The following is a 15,420-nucleotide window of genomic DNA, read 5'->3' as shown; positions in this document are numbered from 1 at the left end:
GACCAGCCTGAGTCATCGCGGGCAGCAGGAGGAGAAACCATGGCGAGCGAAGCCTCGTTCGACGTCGTCAGCAAGGTCGACCGCCAGGAGGTGGACAACGCCCTCAACCAGGCCTCGAAGGAGATCGCCCAGCGGTACGACTTCAAGGGCGTGGGCGCGTCGATCGCGTGGAGCGGCGAGAAGATCCTGATGATCGCCAACTCGTCCGAGCGGGTGCTCGCCGTCCTCGACGTGTTCCAGACCAAGCTGATCCGGCGCGGCATCTCGCTGAAGTCCCTGGACACCGGTGGCGACGACGGCCCCGAGCCCAAGCCGTCCGGCAAGGAGTACCGCCTCGAGGCGCTCATCAAGGAGGGCCTCAGCAGCGAGACCGCCAAGAAGGTGGCCAAGATCATCCGCGACGAGGGCCCCAAGGGCATCAAGACCCAGATCCAGGGCGACGAGCTGCGCGTGACCGGCAAGAGCCGCGACGACCTGCAGGCCGTGATCGCGCTGCTCAAGGGCGCCGACGTCGACGCCGACCTGCAGTTCACCAACTACCGCTGACCCTGGCGGCCCGCCGGGGCCGGACCGCGACGACTGCGCGTCCGGGCCCGGTGGCGCACACCCCCGACGCGCACACCGCGGGCATCCGACCGCCGCCGGCCGACGCCCGGATCCCGCGGCGCATCCCGACGGTCACCGCCCCGATCCTCGTCAATCCCCTCTGGACCGCTCCACGGCGAGGGCGTCGAGGTGCCGGGAGATGGCGGCGGCCAGGGACTCGGCGGTGTGCAGGTCCGGGCGCATGGCGGCGTGGACGGCGAGTCCGTCGAGCAGGGCGTGCAGCCGCTCGGTCTCGGCCGGCACGTCGGTCGGCGCCAGACCCGCCTCGGACAGCTCGGCCACGATCGCCCGGCAGCCGTCCCGGAGCGCGTCGTAGCCCTCGTCGCGCAGGGCTCGCAGGGTCGGATCCACCGCGGCGCGGGCGGTGAAGGCGAGCCAGACCTCGTTCTCGGCCCGGCGGTCGGCATCGAGCGGCAGGAGCTCCACCAGGATCGTCTCCGCCCGGCGCCGGGGATCCCGCTCGCCGGTGAGGTCGCCGAGCCGCGCCTGGATGCGCTCGATGACGGTCTCGAACGCGAACGCCATCAGCTCCGACTGGGACGTGAAGTAGTGCCGCAGCGACCCCATCGACAGGCCGGCCTCCTGCGCGACGTTCCGGACGGAGGCGTGCTCGAGCCCGTCCCGGCGGATCACCCGCAGGACCGCGGCGGCCAGATCCTGGCGGCGCTGCGCTGGGTCGACAACTCTCGGCATTGACGTTTTATAGCACGGCCGTGCTACGTTCCTTAGTAGCACAGTCGTGTCACAAAAACCGAAGGCAGGGCCATGACTCTTCTCGATCACGCGCGCCCCGTCGGCGTCCTCGCCTCACTGCTGCGTCGACGCAGCGTGCGCATCACCGCCGTGTGCTGGCTCGCCGTCAACGCGCTGGTGCTGGCCGTCGCGCGCGACGTGCTCCCGTTCGACTGGCCGGCCGCCGCGTCCCGCACCGCCGTCGGCCGCCTGGTGGACGCCAACCTGGCACTGGCCGAGGTGCTCATGCTCACCGCGCTGGTCTGCTGGCTCACCCGAGGGCGGGCGGTCGACGTCGCCGGACGGGCCCCGCGACGCTCGGACTGCGCCCGCGAGACGGTCCTGCTGCTGCTGTACGGCGCTGCCGGGCTCGGGCTCGGCTTCGTGCTGGCTCGCCTCGCCGGATGGCACCCGTTCGGGCTGCACCTGGCCGGCTCGCTCTACGGCACCCACGACCACGTCAGTCCCGCCGAGTCCGTGGCCTGGGCGACCTACAACCTGGTCGTCTACGCGGTCGTTCCCCTGTGGTTCTTCCGCCGGCGCTACTCGGCTGAGGCGCTCAACCTCCGCTCCGGGGACCGCCGCGCGGACGTCCGGCTCATCGCGGTGGTCCTGGCCGTGGAGACACTGGTCCAGGTCGCCACTCTCGACCTGGGCATCGTCGAGCTCAGCGCCGGCCAGCTCCTCCTCGGCCTGCCACTGACCTTCGTGCTGTACCTCGCCGGGGCCGTCCTGCCCGCCATGATCTTCATCTACGCGATCCTGGTGCCGCGCCTGCTGCGGCTGACCGGTTCGGCCGTGACGACCGCGATCCTCGGTGGTCTGATCTACACGGCCCTGCACGTCTGGGACGCGTGGACGGTCTTCGACACCGCCGGCAACGCCTTCCTGTCGCTGGCCTTCCTGCTGCTGACCTACTTCGCGCCAGGAGTGTTCAAGACCGTCCTGACGCTACGGACCGGCAACGCGTGGGTGCACGTCTGGGCCTACCACGCCTTCGCGCCGCACACGCTCGCCGACGCACCACACGTGGTCCACGTCTTCCACCTCCGCTAGCGAGCGCTCCGCCACGGTGGTGGCCTGACGCCGCCGTCGCGACGGCTGCTCAGTAGCGGGAGATGCCGTCCTGGGGGCCGACCTGCGCCTCGAGGCGGGCGATGCGGTCCGCCATGGGAGGGTGCGTCGAGAACAGCTTCGCCATCCCGGCGCCGCGGAACGGGTTCGCGATCATCAGGTGCGACACGTCGACCAGCTCGCGGTCCTGCGGCAAGGGGCGCGCCTTGGTGCCCTGCTCGAGCTTGCGCAGCGCGGACGCGAGCGCGAGCGGGTCACCGGTGAGCCGGGCGCCGTCCTCGTCGGCGTCGAACTCGCGGGTGCGCGTGATGGCGAGCTGGACCATCATCGCGGCGATCGGCGCGAGGAGCGCGAGGAGCAGGCCGGCGATCGGGTTCCCGCCACGGTCGCGATCGCTGCCACCGCCGAAGAAGAGCGCGAACTGCGCGAGCGAGGTGATCACGCCGGCCACGGCGGCGGCCACCGACGACGTGAGGATGTCGCGGTTGTAGACGTGCATGAGCTCGTGGCCGAGGACACCGCGCAGCTCGCGCTCGTCGAGGATCTGCAGGATGCCCTCGGTGCAGCAGACCGCGGCGTTCTTCGGGTTGCGGCCGGTGGCGAAGGCGTTGGGTGCGGCCGTCGGCGAGATGTAGAGACGCGGCATCGGCTGACGGGCGGCGGTGGAGAGCTCGCGCACGATCCGGTACATCGCCGGCTGCTCGATCTCGCTCACGGGTCGGGCGCGCATCGCGCGGATCGCGATCTTGTCCGAGTTCCAGTAGCTGAACGCGGTCATGACGAGCCCGAGGACCGTGAACAGCAGGAGGTACTTGGGCGTGCCGCGGCCGAGCAACCAGCCGATGCCGAGAAGGACGGCCCACATCACGCCGAACAGTGCTGCCGTCTTCAAGCCGTTGTGGTGCCGGTGACCCATGGTTGCTCTCTCTCGTGGCTTCTGTGCACCGGTGGAACGCTCGCGGTCGGGCGCCGGTTCCCTCGTATCCTGACCCCCACGCCACCCCGAGACCCCGGAGCACGCCGCGCGATGAGCCCTGGACGTCTGAAGGACCCGAGCCTGCAGCGCCCGCCGACGCTCGAGGCCCCGCTGCTGTCGGTGCGCGGGGTCCGCAAGGCGTTCGGCGATCACGTCGTGCTCGACAACCTCTCCCTCGACGTCTACGCCCACAAGGTCGTCGTGCTCATCGGCGCCCCCGGCTCGGGCCGGTCGACCCTCCTGCGGTGCATCGACCGGCTCGAGGACATCGACGACGGCGTGATCAAGCTGGAGGGGCAGGACATCACCGACCCGGGGCTGGACGCCGACGCGGTCCGGGCCCGGATCGGCACGGTGGTCTCCGCGGACGACCTGGTCCCGCACCTGCGCGTGATCGACAACGTGACGCTCGCGCGGCGGCTGGTGCCCACGACCACGCCCGAGCAGGCGCGGGCCGACGCGCTGGCCGTGCTCGAACGAGTCGGCCTGTCCGCCACGGCGCAGGCGCTCCCCGACGAGCTGTCCGGCGGCCAGCGGCAGCGCGTCGCGATCGCCCGCGCGCTGGTCGCCCGGCCCGCCATCATGCTGCTCGACGAGGTGGACCCGGACCTCGAGGTCCTCTCGCTCCTCGACGACCTCAAGCGGACCGGGCTGACCATGCTCGTGGCCACCGACGAGATGTCCTTCGCGCGCGAGGTCGCTGACGAGGTCTGCTTCCTGTACGAGGGCCGGGTGCACGAGCGCGGCACGCCCGCGCAGGTGCTGGAGAACCCGCGCCAGGAGCGCACCCGCGAGTTCCTCCGCCGCATCACGGGCTGAGCCCGCCCGGCTGGTGCCGGACGGGCTCAGGGGGTCGCGCGTGCGCGTCCCGTGCGGTCAGGAGCGGCCGAGCGAGACCGACACCATCTCGTCGCGCGGGACGAGCTTCACGCGCTCGCGGCCGTGCGGCTGGCCCAGCGAGCGCTCGTAGGCGTCCAGGAGCTCCCAGCCCTGCCACGTGATGACGTCGACACCCCGGCCGTGCAGGAACTCCGTGACGGCCTCCGGGTCGCGGTCGGTGGCGGTGTAGAACGCCTCGCCACCGTCGGCCACGTCCTCGCCCAGGTGCCGGATGGTCTCCGACGCGTCCGACTTGGTGTGCCCGATGAGGCCGACGGGGCCGCGCTTGATCCAGCCCGTCGCGTAGACGCCCGGCAGCTGCTCGCCGTCGACGTCGACCACGCGACCCTCACGGTTGGGGATCACGCCGGCGGTGTCGTCGAACGGGATGTCCACCAGCGGCGAACCGAAGTAGCCGACGGCGCGGTAGACGGCCTGCACGGGCCAGTCGTGCGTCTGTCCGGTGCCGGTGACGTTGCCGTCGCCGTTCAGGGCGGTCCGCTCGGTGCGGACACCGACTACGCGACCGTCCTCGCCGAGGATCTCGACCGGCTTGTGCAGGAAGTGCAGGTGGATGCGTCGGCTCGCGGTGTTCTCCTCCGGCTCCTTGAGCGTCCAGTCCGTGAGGGTCTTGACGACCTGCTTGGTCTGGTTGGACGAGTGGATGGCCGCCATCGAGCCCTCGTCGAAGTCGAAGTCCTCGGGGTAGACGATGACGTCGACGTCCGGGACGTGACCCAGCTCGCGCAGCTCGAGCGGCGAGAACTTGACCTGCGCCGGGCCGCGACGCGCGAACAGGTGCACGTCGGTGACCGGTGAGGCCTTGAGGATCTCGTACACGTTGGCCGGGAGCTCGGTTGGCAGCAGGTCGTCCGCGTGCTTGGCCAGGATGCGGGCCACGTCGAGCGCCACGTTGCCGGCGCCGAGGACGGCGACGTGCTGGGCCTCCAGCGGCCACGTGCGCGGCACGTCGGGGTGGCCGTCATACCAGGACACGAAGTCGGCGGCGCCGTAGGAGCCGTCGAGGTCGATGCCCGGCACCGGCAGCGCGGCGTCGCGGATGGAGCCGGTGGAGAAGATGACGGCGTCGTAGAACTGGCGCAGGTCGTCCAGCTTGAGGTCGGTGCCGTAGTCGACGTTGGCGAGCAGACGGATGTCACCGCGCTCCAGCACCTTCTGCAGGGCGACGATGATCTGCTTGATGCGCGGGTGGTCCGGCGCGACGCCGTACCGCACGAGGCCGAACGGCGCGGGCAGGCGCTCGAAGAGGTCGATGCTGACGTCGAGGTCGGTCTTCGACAGGATGTCGGCGGCGTAGATGCCGGCCGGGCCTGCGCCGACGACGGCCACTCGCAGAGTCGGGGTGCTCACGGGACGCGGGTGCCTTCCGATCAGGGGAGCCCTGCGGGGAGGTGCAACACGCCGGGTGCGTGCACGACCGACGGCACCGTGCAGGACTGTGCTCAGGGCCAGTGTAGGACCGGCAGTGAGGCGAGCCTTGGTTGCGCGCCAGCATCTGGACACACGTGAGACGGCGGGAGGGGGTAGGAGGCGTCACGCGCCGTCGACCGGGACCTAGGCTCGTCCGGTGCCCGACTCCCCCACCCCCGCCCGCCCGGTCCCGGCACCCCTCGACCGGCTCGGCCTCACGACGGGCGTCGGCGCCTATGTCCTGTGGGGCCTGCTCCCGCTCTACTTCCCCCTGCTGCAGCCTGCCGGCGCGGTCGAGATCATCGCGCACCGCGTCGTCTGGTCGCTGCTGTTCTGTCTCGTCCTGCTGGCCGCGACCCGGACCTGGGGCGGGTTCGTCACCGTGCTGCGCACCCGTCGCACGCTCGCGGTCCTGTCGGTCGCCGCGGTGCTCCTGGCGATCAACTGGCTCGTCTTCGTCCTCGGCATCCTCACCGACCGCGTCGTCGACGCCGCCCTCGGGTACTACATCAACCCGCTCGTCACCGTCACCCTCGCGGTCGTCGTCCTGCGCGAGCGGCTACGCCCCGTGCAGTGGGTGGCTCTCGGGTTCGGCGCTGCCGCGGTCGTGGTCATCACCGCGGGCTACGGACAGCTGCCCTGGATCGCGCTGGTGCTTGCGCTCAGCTTCGGGTTCTACGGCCTCATCAAGAACCGTGTCGGCCGCACGGTCGGAGCCGTTCCCGGGCTCGCCGTCGAGACGCTCGTCCTCGCCCCGCTCGCGCTCGGCTACCTGGTCTGGATGAGCGCGGCCGGCGAGGGGACGTTCGAGACCGAGGGCGCCGCGCACGCCGTGATCCTCGCGTCGTCCGGCATCGTGACCGCCGTCCCGCTGCTGCTCTTCGGCTCCGCCGCCCGTCGCCTACCCCTGTCCATGCTCGGGCTGCTCCAGTACATCGCGCCGACGCTCCAGCTCCTCATCGGCGTCCTGGTCCTGCACGAGCAGATGCCCGCCGCGCGCTGGTGGGGCTTCGCCCTGGTGTGGACGGCGCTCGGCATCCTCACCGTCGACGGCGTCCGCGCCGGCCGCGCCCAGCGGCTCACCCGGCGCGCGTCGGCGGTCAGCGCGGGCTGAGCGTCGCGTCGAGGACGATCGCGGTCACGTTGTCGTGGCCGCCCGCGGCGATCGCGGCCGCGACCAGGCGGTCCGCCGCAGCCTGCGCCTCGTCCTCGGCCCGCAGCTCGGCCTGGATGCGGGCGTCCGACAGCTCGTCGGTCAGCCCGTCCGAGCACACCAGCATGCGGTCGCCGGGGCTCACGGGCAGCAGCCAGACGTCCGGCTCCACCTCGGACGCGCCGCCGCCGAGCACCCGGGTCACCACGTTCCGGCGCGGGTGGTGCGGTGCGTCCGCCGCCGCGACGAGGCCACGCTCGACCAGCTCCGCCACCTCCGAGTGGTCTCGGGTCACCTGCTCGAGCACACCCCCGGCCATCCGGTAGGTCCGGGAGTCGCCCACGTTCAGCACCAGCCAGCACGGCGTCTCCCCGTGCGACGTCACCATGACGCCCGTCACCGTGGTGCCGGGCCGGCGACCCGTCGACGACGGGAGATTCCTGACTGCCGCGTGCGCTGCCCGGACGGACGACCGGACGTCCGCGGGCGTCGGAGTCCCGGCACCGAGGCCCCGCAGGGCGTCGATGGCCGTCCTGCTGGCCAGCTCGCCCGCCTCGTGGCCACCCATGCCGTCCGCCACGAGGTACAGGCCGTCGGCCACCGAGACGCTGTCCTCGTTGCGCGCGCGCTGGGCCTTCTCCGTGGCGACGCCGACACGAAGGCTCACGCGGGAGTCGGTCATCGCGCGGGTCTCCGGGAGGTCATCGGCGTCCTTCGGGTGCGTCGGCGTGGGCAGCTCGACGTGAGGTGACGGTCAGCATAGCCAGTCCGGTCCGGCGGATCCCGTCGACCCGGGACCGTCGTTCAGCGACCCGTGACCTGCACGCTGCGGCGGCCGAACCGGACGGTCCAGCCGGACGCGACCGTCGCCCGCGACCCCGCCACCAGCGCCGCCGACCGGCCGTCCGGGCCGACGACGACCGTGCCGTTGGTCGAGCCGCGGTCCATGACCCAGAGCCGTCCGTCCGGCTCGAGACCGAACGCCAGGTGCACCTTCGAGATCGACCGCTCCGGGTCGTCGATCGCCACCACGTGGTGCGCGCCTGCCTCCGGGCCGGGGTTGCGTCCGATGAGCCCCTCACCCGTGACGTCCACCTGCTCGCCGGTGTCGAAGAGCAGCCGCAGACCGGCGACCGCACCGCGCGGAGCCGACGTGCGCAGACGCGTGTGCTCCAGCTCGTGCAGGTCCGGGCCGGCCGACTGGTGCGGCACACCGGCCTCGGGACTCTCGATGAGTGCCGGGGCCGGGTCGTGGAGCGCCTGGGGCGCCGCCGTCACGGGCCCCGGCGGGATGTCGATCACCGTCGCAACGAGCGGCGGATGCGGGTCGGCGGCGTCCGCCTGCTCGGTACCGTCATCGTCGGGCACGGCCCGGATCACCGGCACGGGCGGCGCGGCGGCAGCCTCCGGGAGCACGGGGACAGCCCACGTCGGCGCGGACGCCGGTGCGTCGGGCGCGGGTGCGGGTGCTGGTGCGAGCGGCGCGGTCGCGAAGACCGGGACCAGCGGGATCAGGCCGACGGGGTCGCTGGCCGGCAGCCGCGCGCCCTGGCTCGGTGCGGCAGACACTAGGGAGGGCCCCACCGCGCGCGCGACGGCCGAGTCCCACGGCACCGACCGGGCGGGGCCGCTGGTGCCCTGTCGTCGGACGGCGCCCGCGCGCAGGACCACCGTGCGTGCCGCCTTGTCGTGCCAGCCCTGCTGCGCGGGTGTGCGGTCCCACGCGCCCGACGCGACGACGATCCACTGGCCGACCGCGCAGACCAGCGCACCGACACCGACCACGAGCTGACGGACGAGCACGGCGAGGAGACCTGCGGGGCGACCGGTCGACGCCGACAGCGTCCGGATGCCGGTGAGCGCGTTGCCGACCGTCGCGCCCGTGCGCGCCTCCGCGATCCACTGCCCGACGCCCACGCCGATCCCGAGGACCAGCGGCAGAGCCAGGACGAGGTCCCCGGGCGACGCTCCGACCGCGGCGACCACCGCGTACCCGACGCCGACGACCACCAGCGCGAGGAGCAGGTCGAGCGCGAACGCTGCGACCCGCCGGCCCACCGGGGCGACGGAGCCGGGAGCGACAGCGAACGACGCGGCCGCCACGGTCGCGCGCCGCGCGGCCGGGACCGGCGGGGACGCCTCGTTCGCTGCACTGCTCACAGGTTCCTCCGTGTCCGACCACCGTGATCGCGCGTCATCGTGCCAGATGCCGGAGCGGTGCCGCGCCGGCGTTCACCCGTGCGGGGACTGTCAGGCGGCACGGTCCACGAGGGCGTCGGCGAACGAGACGAGTGCGTCCTTGACCGGCCCCGGGGGAAGCGGGTCGAGCTCGCGGACCGCCGCCTGGGCGAGTGCGACGGCGCGTGCACGGGTGTCGGCCACCACGGGGTGCACCCGCAGGGCGGCGACGGCGGCGGACAGGTCCTCGTCGCTCGACAGGTCGCCGTCGAGCAGCGCGACCAGGCGGCGGTCGTCCGGCGAGGCGTCGTCCTGGTCCGCGCGCGCGCGCAGGAGGAGCGCAGGCATCGTCGGCACCCGCTCACGCAGGTCCGTCCCCGGGGTCTTGCCGGTCACGTCGCCGTTCGAGGTGAGGTCGATGACGTCGTCGGCCAGCTGGAACGCGACGCCGATCTTCTCCCCGAAGCCGGTCACGGTGGCGACGACGTCGGGGCGGCAGCCCGCGAACATCGCCCCGAACCGGGCGGAGGTCGCGATGAGCGATGCCGTCTTGTCCGCGAGCACCTGCAGGTAGTGGGCGACCCGGTCGTCCTCCGGTCTCGGCCCCACGGTCTCGTGGAGCTGGCCCAGGCACAGACGCTCGAACGTGGCGGCCTGGATGCGTACCGCGTCCGGCCCGAGACCGGCCACCGTGGCCGACGCCCGCGCGAACAGGAGGTCACCGGTCAGGATGGCGACCGAGTTCCCCCAGACCTCGTGTGCCGCCGGTGCCCCGCGACGCAGCGGCGCGGAGTCCATGACGTCGTCGTGGTACAGCGTCGCCAGGTGCGTCAGTTCCACGACGACCGCGGCGTCGACCACCTCGCGGCGGGAGCCGTCGCCCAGCTCGGCGGCCAGCAGGGTCAGCAGCGGGCGCAGCCGCTTGCCTCCCGCGTTGACCAGGTGCCGAGACGCGTCGTCGGCCAGTGGGTCCACGTTGGTCACGGCGTCCCGGAGACGCTCCTCGACCAGTGCGAGCCGCACGGCCAGACGCTCGGCCAGATCAGGATCGGCCTGCGGGAAGGCCGTCGACGAAGTCACCGTCAGAACCTATCCCGGCGCGGCGACCCCGTCGGACAACGCGTCACGGCAGGAACGTCGCCACGCTCGCGATGAGGTCGAGCACGGGGGACGGGAACACGCCGAGCACGATGGTCAGGAGCGCGCAGACCGTGATCGCGACCACGGCGAACCCCTCGGTCCCGACCACCGTCGTCGTGACGGTCGAGCGCGTCTGGACCACCGGCTCCGCCTGGACGGACACCGCTGCGTCGCCGGCCAGGGCGAAGCCCTCCGCCGAGGGCGCGAGGGCGGTCACCCCGCTGGGCGCCGCGGCAGGCTCGCCGTCCGGCTCGCCCGCGGGTTCCGTGAAGAACATCAGCACGATGATCCGCACGTAGAAGAACACCGCGGCGGACGATGCCAGCACCCCGATGAGCGCCAGCGGCCACGCGCCACCCTCGACCGCGGCGGAGAACACCGAGAACTTCCCCGCGAAGCCGGCGGTCAGCGGGATGCCCGCGAACGAGAGCAGGAACAGCGCGAACGTGAGGGCGAGGAGCGGGTGCGTCCGGCCGAGCCCGGCCCACTGCGACAGGTGCGTGGCCTCGCCGAGGATGGAGCTGTGCCCGTGGGTCCCCTCGGGACCCCCGTGCCGGACCGCGCGCTCGCGCACCAGCCAGACGATGCCGAACGCGCCGACGGTCGCTGCGCCGTAGACGAACAGGTAGAACAGCACCGCGACGATGCCGGCCTCGTTCAGGGCGATGATGCCGGTGAGGATGAACCCGGCGTGCGCGATCGAGGAGTAGCCGAGGACACGCTTCATGTCCGTCTGGACCAGCGCCGCGACCGTACCGACGACCATCGTGAGGATGGCCACGGTCCACAGCACGACGCCGAGATCCCACGCGAGACCCGGCAGCATCGTGTACACGATGCGCAGCAGCGCGCCGAACGCCGCGGCCTTGGTGCACGCCGCCATGAATCCGGTGATCGGGGTCGGGGCCCCTTGGTAGACGTCGGGCGTCCAGGTGTGGAACGGCACCGCGCCGACCTTGAACAGCAGGCCGGACAGGAGCAGCACCGAGCCGACCAGCAGGAGGCTGTCCAGTCCGCCCGGGACCTGCGTGGCCTCCGCGATCTCCGAGTACCGCAGGGAACCCGAGTAGCCGTAGACCAGCGCGATGCCGAAGAGCAGCAGCGCCGAGGAGAACGCACCGAGCAGGAAGTACTTCATCGACGCCTCCTGCGAGAGCAGGCGACGGCGGCGGGCCATCCCCGTCAGCAGGTACAGCGGCAGGGAGAGCACCTCGAGCGCGACGAAGAGCGTCAGCAGGTCCCCAGCGGCGGGGAAGATCAGCATGCCGCCGGTGGCGAAGAGCACCAGCGGGTAGATCTCCGTCTGCTGCACCCCCTTGCGGCGCGCGAGCTCCTCGTAGTCGGAGCCCGGCACGGCGGCGGCGTTGGGGGCGAAGGCGTCCTCCCCGGTCTCCGTCCGGTCGGCGATGATCAGCAGCGAGATCAGCGCCAGCAGCGCGATGGTGGCCTGCAGGACCAGCGTGGGCCCGTCGACGAGCAGCGAACCGCCGAGCACGACCGTGCCACCGGTCTCCTCGACGCCGCTCCACAGCGCCGCGACAGCGATGATGGCGCCGGCCAGCGCGACGACCGCGAGGGCCAGCTGCACCGTGCGGCGGACCCGGGCCGGGACGAACGCCTCGACGAGCACGCCGACCACGGCGGCGAGCAGCACGATGACGACCGGGCTCAGCGCGGCCCAGTCGACGGTCGGTGCGATGAACTCGGTCACTGGTCGCTCCCTTCCTCAGACGCTGCGGTGGTGGGCACGTCCTGCACGCCGACCTGCTCGAGCGTGACGCTCGCCGGCGGGCGGACCAGGTCGAGCGCCGGACCGGGGACGAACCCGAACACGACCATCAAGGCGATCAGCGGCGCGACGACCCAGTTCTCGCGGGCCACCGCGTCGGGCATGCCCGCGAGCCCGTTCTTGTCGGGCCCGGTGAACATGCGCTGGTACGTCCACAGCACGTAGACCGCGGCCAGGACCACTCCCAGGCTCGCGACGACCGCCGCGGCCGGGTGCCGGGCGAACGTGCCCACCAGCACCAGGAACTCGCTGATGAACGTCGACAGACCGGGCAACGACAGCGCCGACAGGCCGGCGACCAGGAACGTCCCCGCAAGAACCGGGACGATCTTCTGCAGCCCGCCGAAGTCGGCGATCTGCTGCGACCCGCGCCGGGCGACCAGGAACCCGGCGATGAGGAACAGCGCGGCCGTCGAGAGCCCGTGGTTGACCATGTACAACGACGAACCGGCCACCGACGTCGACGTGAACGCGAAGATCCCCAGCACGATGAACCCGAAGTGCGAGACCGACGTGTATGCGATGAGCCGCATGAGGTCCTTCTGCCCGATCGCGAGCAGCGCCCCGTAGAGGATCGAGACGACCGCCAGCACGATGATCACGGGCGCCGCCCAGCGGGACGCGTTCGGGAACAGCGGCAGGCACAGCGTGAGCATCCCGAACGTGCCGACCTTGTCCAGCACGCCGACCAGCAGCGTCGACGTTCCCGCAGGCGCCTGCTGCGCGGCGTCCGGCAGCCACGTGTGCACCGGGAACATCGGCGCCTTGATGGCGAACGCGAGGAAGAACGCCAGGAACATGAGCTTCTCAGCGGTCGGGTCCAGCGTGATGCCGGTGAGGTTCTCGGTGAGGAAGCCTTGCGGTCCGCCCGGCCCCTGCAGGTAGAGCGCGATGACCGCGACCAGCATGATCAGTCCGCCGGTCAGCGAGTAGAGCAGGAACTTCACGGCCGCGTACCGTCGCTGCGCCCCGCCGAACATCCCGATCATGAAGTAGACCGGGACGAGCATGGCCTCGAACAGGACGTAGAAGAAGAACACGTCCCGCGCGGAGAACACCGCCACGATGAACGCCTCGAGCAGGAGGATCAGCGCGAGGTAGCGGCGCAGCTGGTCAGTGGCCACCGTGAGGCTGCCCTGCTCGCGCCAGGCGGCCAGGACCACCAGCGGCACGATCAGCACCGACATGAGCACGAGGATCAGGCCCACGCCGTCGACGCCGACCGCGTAGGACACCCCGAAGGCAGGGATCCAGCCGTGGACCTCGGACAGCTGGACGGCACCGGCGTCGGCGACGTCGAACGCGGTGAGCGCGGCGACGCCCAGCAGCAGCTCGAGCAGGGAGACGCCGAGCGCGACGGCCCGGGCGCGTCCGGCAGGGACCACCCACAGCGCCACCGCGCCCAGCAGGGGCACGACGATGAGGGCGGTCAGCGAGGGGAAGGAGGACGACATCACTCAGTGCTCCTTCAGCTCTGGACGAGCAGGACGACGACGACGAGGACGACCAGACCGAGCAGCATCGAGGCGGCGTAGGACCGGACGTACCCGGTCTGCAGGCGCCGCACCCAGCCGCCCAGCAGGACCGTGGACAACCCGACGCCGGTGACGGTGCCGTCGATCACGGTCCGGTCGGCGTAGACGAGCGAGCGTGTGAGCGCCTGACCGGGCTCCACCAGGGCGATGTCGTTGACCTCGTCCTGGTAGAGGTCGACGCGGGCCGCGCGGGTCAGGGCGGTGCCGACCGGGGGCACGACCGGGACCTGCGAGACCGCGTACCGGCGCCAGGCGATCACGACGCCGAGCAGCACGAGCGCGAGCGTGAGGACGGTGAGCACCCAGATGGGCAGCACCGGTTCGTGGTGCTCGGTATCGCCGAGCACCGGCTCGAGCCACTCGACGAACCGGCCCCCCGAGTTGAGGAAGAAGCCGAGACCGACCGACCCGACGGCCAGCACGATCATGGGCCACGTCATGGTCTTGGGGGACTCGTGCGGGTGCTGCGCCGAGCCGTCGCGCTTGGCGGACCAGCGGCGCTCCCCCTCGAAGGTCATGAAGAAGAGTCGCGACATGTAGAACGCCGTGATCCCGGCCGCCAGCATCGTGATGCTGCCGAACACCCACGCACGCCACGGCGCTCCGTCGACGGGCACGAACGCAGCCTCGATGATCTTGTCCTTGCTGAAGAAGCCGGAGAACGGCGGGATCCCGATGATGGCGAGCCACCCGGCCATGAACGTCAGCCACGTGATCGTCATGTACCGCGCGAGGCCACCGAACCGGCGCATGTTCACCTGGTCGTCCATGCCGTGCATGACCGAGCCGGCGCCGAGGAACAGGCCGGCCTTGAAGAAGCCGTGCGTGAGCAGGTGGAAGATCGCGAACGCGTACCCGACGGGGCCCAGGCCGGCGGCCAGGATCATGTAGCCGATCTGGGACATCGTCGAGGCGGCCAGCGCCTTCTTGATGTCGTCCTTCGCGCAGCCGACGATCGCCCCGAACAGGAGCGTGATCGCGCCGACGATGACGACGACCAGCTGGGCCGTCGGGGCGGCGTCGAACAGCGGTGCCGACCGGACGATCAGGTAGACGCCGGCGGTGACCATGGTCGCGGCGTGGATGAGCGCCGAGACCGGGGTCGGACCCGCCATCGCGTCGCCGAGCCAGGACTGCAGCGGGAACTGCGCCGACTTGCCGCAGGCGGCCAGCAGGAGCATCAGCCCGATCGCGGTGAGCGTCGCCTCGCTGGCGATGCCGTCCTCGCCGCTCAGCACGGTCCCGAAGTCCACCGCACCGAAGGTCGCGAACATGATCCCGAGCGCGATGATCAGGCCCAGGTCGCCGATGCGGTTGGCGACGAACGCCTTCTTCGCGGCGACGGCGTACTCGGTGTTGTAGTTCCAGAACCCGATGAGCAGGTAGGACGCCAGGCCGACGCCCTCCCAGCCGACGAACAGCAGCAGGTAGCTGTCGGCCAGCACCAGGATCAGCATCGCGGCGACGAACAGGTTGAGGTACGCGAAGAACCGGCGACGGTCGGCGTCGTGGTCCATGTACGCCACGGCGTAGATGTGGATGAGCGTGCCGACGAAGGTCACCAGCAGCACGAACGTCAGCGACAGCGGGTCCAGCCGCATGCCCGCGTCCAGCTGGAACGCGCCGGCATCGATCCAGGTGCCCAGGGTCACGTCGATGACGCGCGAGTCAGCCGAGCGCTGGAGCATCGCCACGAACACGACCGCGGCGACGACGAACGAGGCCGCCGACGCGAGGACGCCGAGCCAGTGCCCCCACCGGTCCGAGCGCCGGCCGGCCAGCAGCAGCACGGCGGCGCTGAGCAGCGGCAGCCCGACGAGCAGCGGTGCCACGAGCAGGACGCCGGCCCGCACGGTCTCGCTCGCGGGCGCGAAGCTGTCGGACGGCAGGCTCGCAGCCAGAGTTGTCAGGGTGTGCACGTCGCGCC

13 protein-coding genes are annotated in these 15,420 nt (G+C 71.7%); 4 read left to right on the top strand and 9 right to left on the bottom strand.

Annotated elements, in window-relative coordinates:
* Positions 1 to 39: 39 nt before the first annotated feature.
* Positions 40 to 546 (top strand): YajQ family cyclic di-GMP-binding protein, encoded by a 507-nt coding sequence (locus tag ASG23_RS08860; RefSeq protein ID WP_056023313.1) that lies wholly within the window; start codon positions 40 to 42, stop codon positions 544 to 546.
* 150 nt (positions 547 to 696) lie between these two features.
* On the opposite strand, the gene ASG23_RS08855 is transcribed toward ASG23_RS08860, so the two are convergent.
* The gene (locus ASG23_RS08855; RefSeq protein ID WP_056023310.1) at positions 697 to 1,299 is read right to left on the bottom strand and encodes a TetR/AcrR family transcriptional regulator; all 603 of its coding nucleotides are present in this window, start codon (positions 1,297 to 1,299) and stop codon (positions 697 to 699) included.
* A 72-nt stretch (positions 1,300 to 1,371) separates the two neighbouring features.
* Between ASG23_RS08855 and ASG23_RS08850 the strand changes: the two genes are divergently transcribed.
* Complete coding sequence (locus tag ASG23_RS08850; RefSeq protein ID WP_056023307.1) at positions 1,372 to 2,394, top strand: hypothetical protein; 1,023 nt, start codon at positions 1,372 to 1,374, stop codon at positions 2,392 to 2,394.
* A gap of 49 nt (positions 2,395 to 2,443) precedes the next feature.
* Here the strand turns inward: ASG23_RS08850 and htpX are convergent, their stop codons facing one another.
* The gene (htpX, locus tag ASG23_RS08845) at positions 2,444 to 3,328 is read right to left on the bottom strand and encodes a zinc metalloprotease HtpX (protein ID WP_056023304.1); all 885 of its coding nucleotides are present in this window, start codon (positions 3,326 to 3,328) and stop codon (positions 2,444 to 2,446) included.
* A 111-nt stretch (positions 3,329 to 3,439) separates the two neighbouring features.
* Here htpX and ASG23_RS08840 point away from each other — a divergent pair, with 111 nt between their 5' ends.
* On the top strand, positions 3,440 to 4,207 hold the full coding sequence (locus tag ASG23_RS08840) for an amino acid ABC transporter ATP-binding protein (protein ID WP_056023301.1): 768 nt from the start codon (positions 3,440 to 3,442) through the stop codon (positions 4,205 to 4,207).
* 57 nt (positions 4,208 to 4,264) lie between these two features.
* Here the strand turns inward: ASG23_RS08840 and ASG23_RS08835 are convergent, their stop codons facing one another.
* Positions 4,265 to 5,638 carry an FAD-dependent oxidoreductase gene (locus tag ASG23_RS08835; RefSeq protein WP_056023298.1) on the bottom strand — a complete coding sequence of 458 codons (1,374 nt, stop codon included), beginning with the start codon at positions 5,636 to 5,638 and terminating at the stop codon, positions 4,265 to 4,267.
* 217 nt (positions 5,639 to 5,855) lie between these two features.
* Here ASG23_RS08835 and rarD point away from each other — a divergent pair, with 217 nt between their 5' ends.
* Positions 5,856 to 6,812, top strand: a complete 957-nt coding sequence (gene rarD / locus ASG23_RS08830) for an EamA family transporter RarD (RefSeq protein WP_056023293.1) — start codon at positions 5,856 to 5,858, stop codon at positions 6,810 to 6,812.
* Here rarD and ASG23_RS08825 read toward each other — a convergent pair.
* The 6 genes from ASG23_RS08825 to nuoL form a co-directional block, all read right to left on the bottom strand.
* Complete coding sequence (locus tag ASG23_RS08825; RefSeq protein ID WP_056023291.1) at positions 6,799 to 7,533, bottom strand: PP2C family protein-serine/threonine phosphatase; 735 nt, start codon at positions 7,531 to 7,533, stop codon at positions 6,799 to 6,801. The two genes, rarD and ASG23_RS08825, sit on opposite strands and share 14 nt — an antisense overlap.
* A 122-nt stretch (positions 7,534 to 7,655) precedes the next feature.
* The gene (locus tag ASG23_RS20685) at positions 7,656 to 9,011 is read right to left on the bottom strand and encodes an RDD family protein (protein ID WP_056023288.1); all 1,356 of its coding nucleotides are present in this window, start codon (positions 9,009 to 9,011) and stop codon (positions 7,656 to 7,658) included.
* 90 nt (positions 9,012 to 9,101) lie between these two features.
* A complete protein-coding gene (locus ASG23_RS08815) occupies positions 9,102 to 10,109 on the bottom strand; it encodes a polyprenyl synthetase family protein (protein ID WP_056023285.1) in 1,008 nt (335 codons plus the stop codon).
* Between the two features lie 43 nt (positions 10,110 to 10,152).
* On the bottom strand, positions 10,153 to 11,880 hold the full coding sequence (nuoN, locus tag ASG23_RS08810; RefSeq protein ID WP_056023281.1) for an NADH-quinone oxidoreductase subunit NuoN: 1,728 nt from the start codon (positions 11,878 to 11,880) through the stop codon (positions 10,153 to 10,155).
* Positions 11,877 to 13,412 (bottom strand): NADH-quinone oxidoreductase subunit M, encoded by a 1,536-nt coding sequence (locus ASG23_RS08805; protein WP_056023278.1) that lies wholly within the window; start codon positions 13,410 to 13,412, stop codon positions 11,877 to 11,879. The genes nuoN and ASG23_RS08805 overlap by 4 nt, the downstream gene beginning before the upstream one ends.
* Before the next feature lie 14 nt (positions 13,413 to 13,426).
* Positions 13,427 to 15,412, bottom strand: coding sequence for an NADH-quinone oxidoreductase subunit L (nuoL, locus tag ASG23_RS08800; protein ID WP_082516013.1), 1,986 nt, complete (start codon positions 15,410 to 15,412; stop codon positions 13,427 to 13,429).
* Between the last annotated feature and the right edge of the window lie 8 nt (positions 15,413 to 15,420).

Origin of the sequence: Cellulomonas sp. Leaf395, assembly GCF_001424125.1 — a bacterium.
In the GTDB taxonomy this organism is placed as follows: Bacteria; Actinomycetota; Actinomycetes; order Actinomycetales; family Cellulomonadaceae; genus Cellulomonas.
This window is presented reverse-complemented; position numbering and strand designations above follow the sequence as displayed.

What these genes read in the sequence shown, in the direction of transcription:
- ASG23_RS08850 (WP_056023307.1), top strand. Translation starts at nt 1,372, where the DNA reads ATGACTCTTCTCGATCACGCGCGCCCCGTCGGCGTCCTCGCCTCACTG.
- ASG23_RS08825 (WP_056023291.1), bottom strand. Translation starts at nt 7,533, where the DNA reads ATGACCGACTCCCGCGTGAGCCTTCGTGTCGGCGTCGCCACGGAGAAG.
- ASG23_RS08840 (WP_056023301.1), top strand. Translation starts at nt 3,440, where the DNA reads ATGAGCCCTGGACGTCTGAAGGACCCGAGCCTGCAGCGCCCGCCGACG.
- ASG23_RS08860 (WP_056023313.1), top strand. Translation starts at nt 40, where the DNA reads ATGGCGAGCGAAGCCTCGTTCGACGTCGTCAGCAAGGTCGACCGCCAG.
- ASG23_RS08855 (WP_056023310.1), bottom strand. Translation starts at nt 1,299, where the DNA reads ATGCCGAGAGTTGTCGACCCAGCGCAGCGCCGCCAGGATCTGGCCGCC.
- ASG23_RS08805 (WP_056023278.1), bottom strand. Translation starts at nt 13,412, where the DNA reads ATGTCGTCCTCCTTCCCCTCGCTGACCGCCCTCATCGTCGTGCCCCTG.
- htpX (WP_056023304.1), bottom strand. Translation starts at nt 3,328, where the DNA reads ATGGGTCACCGGCACCACAACGGCTTGAAGACGGCAGCACTGTTCGGC.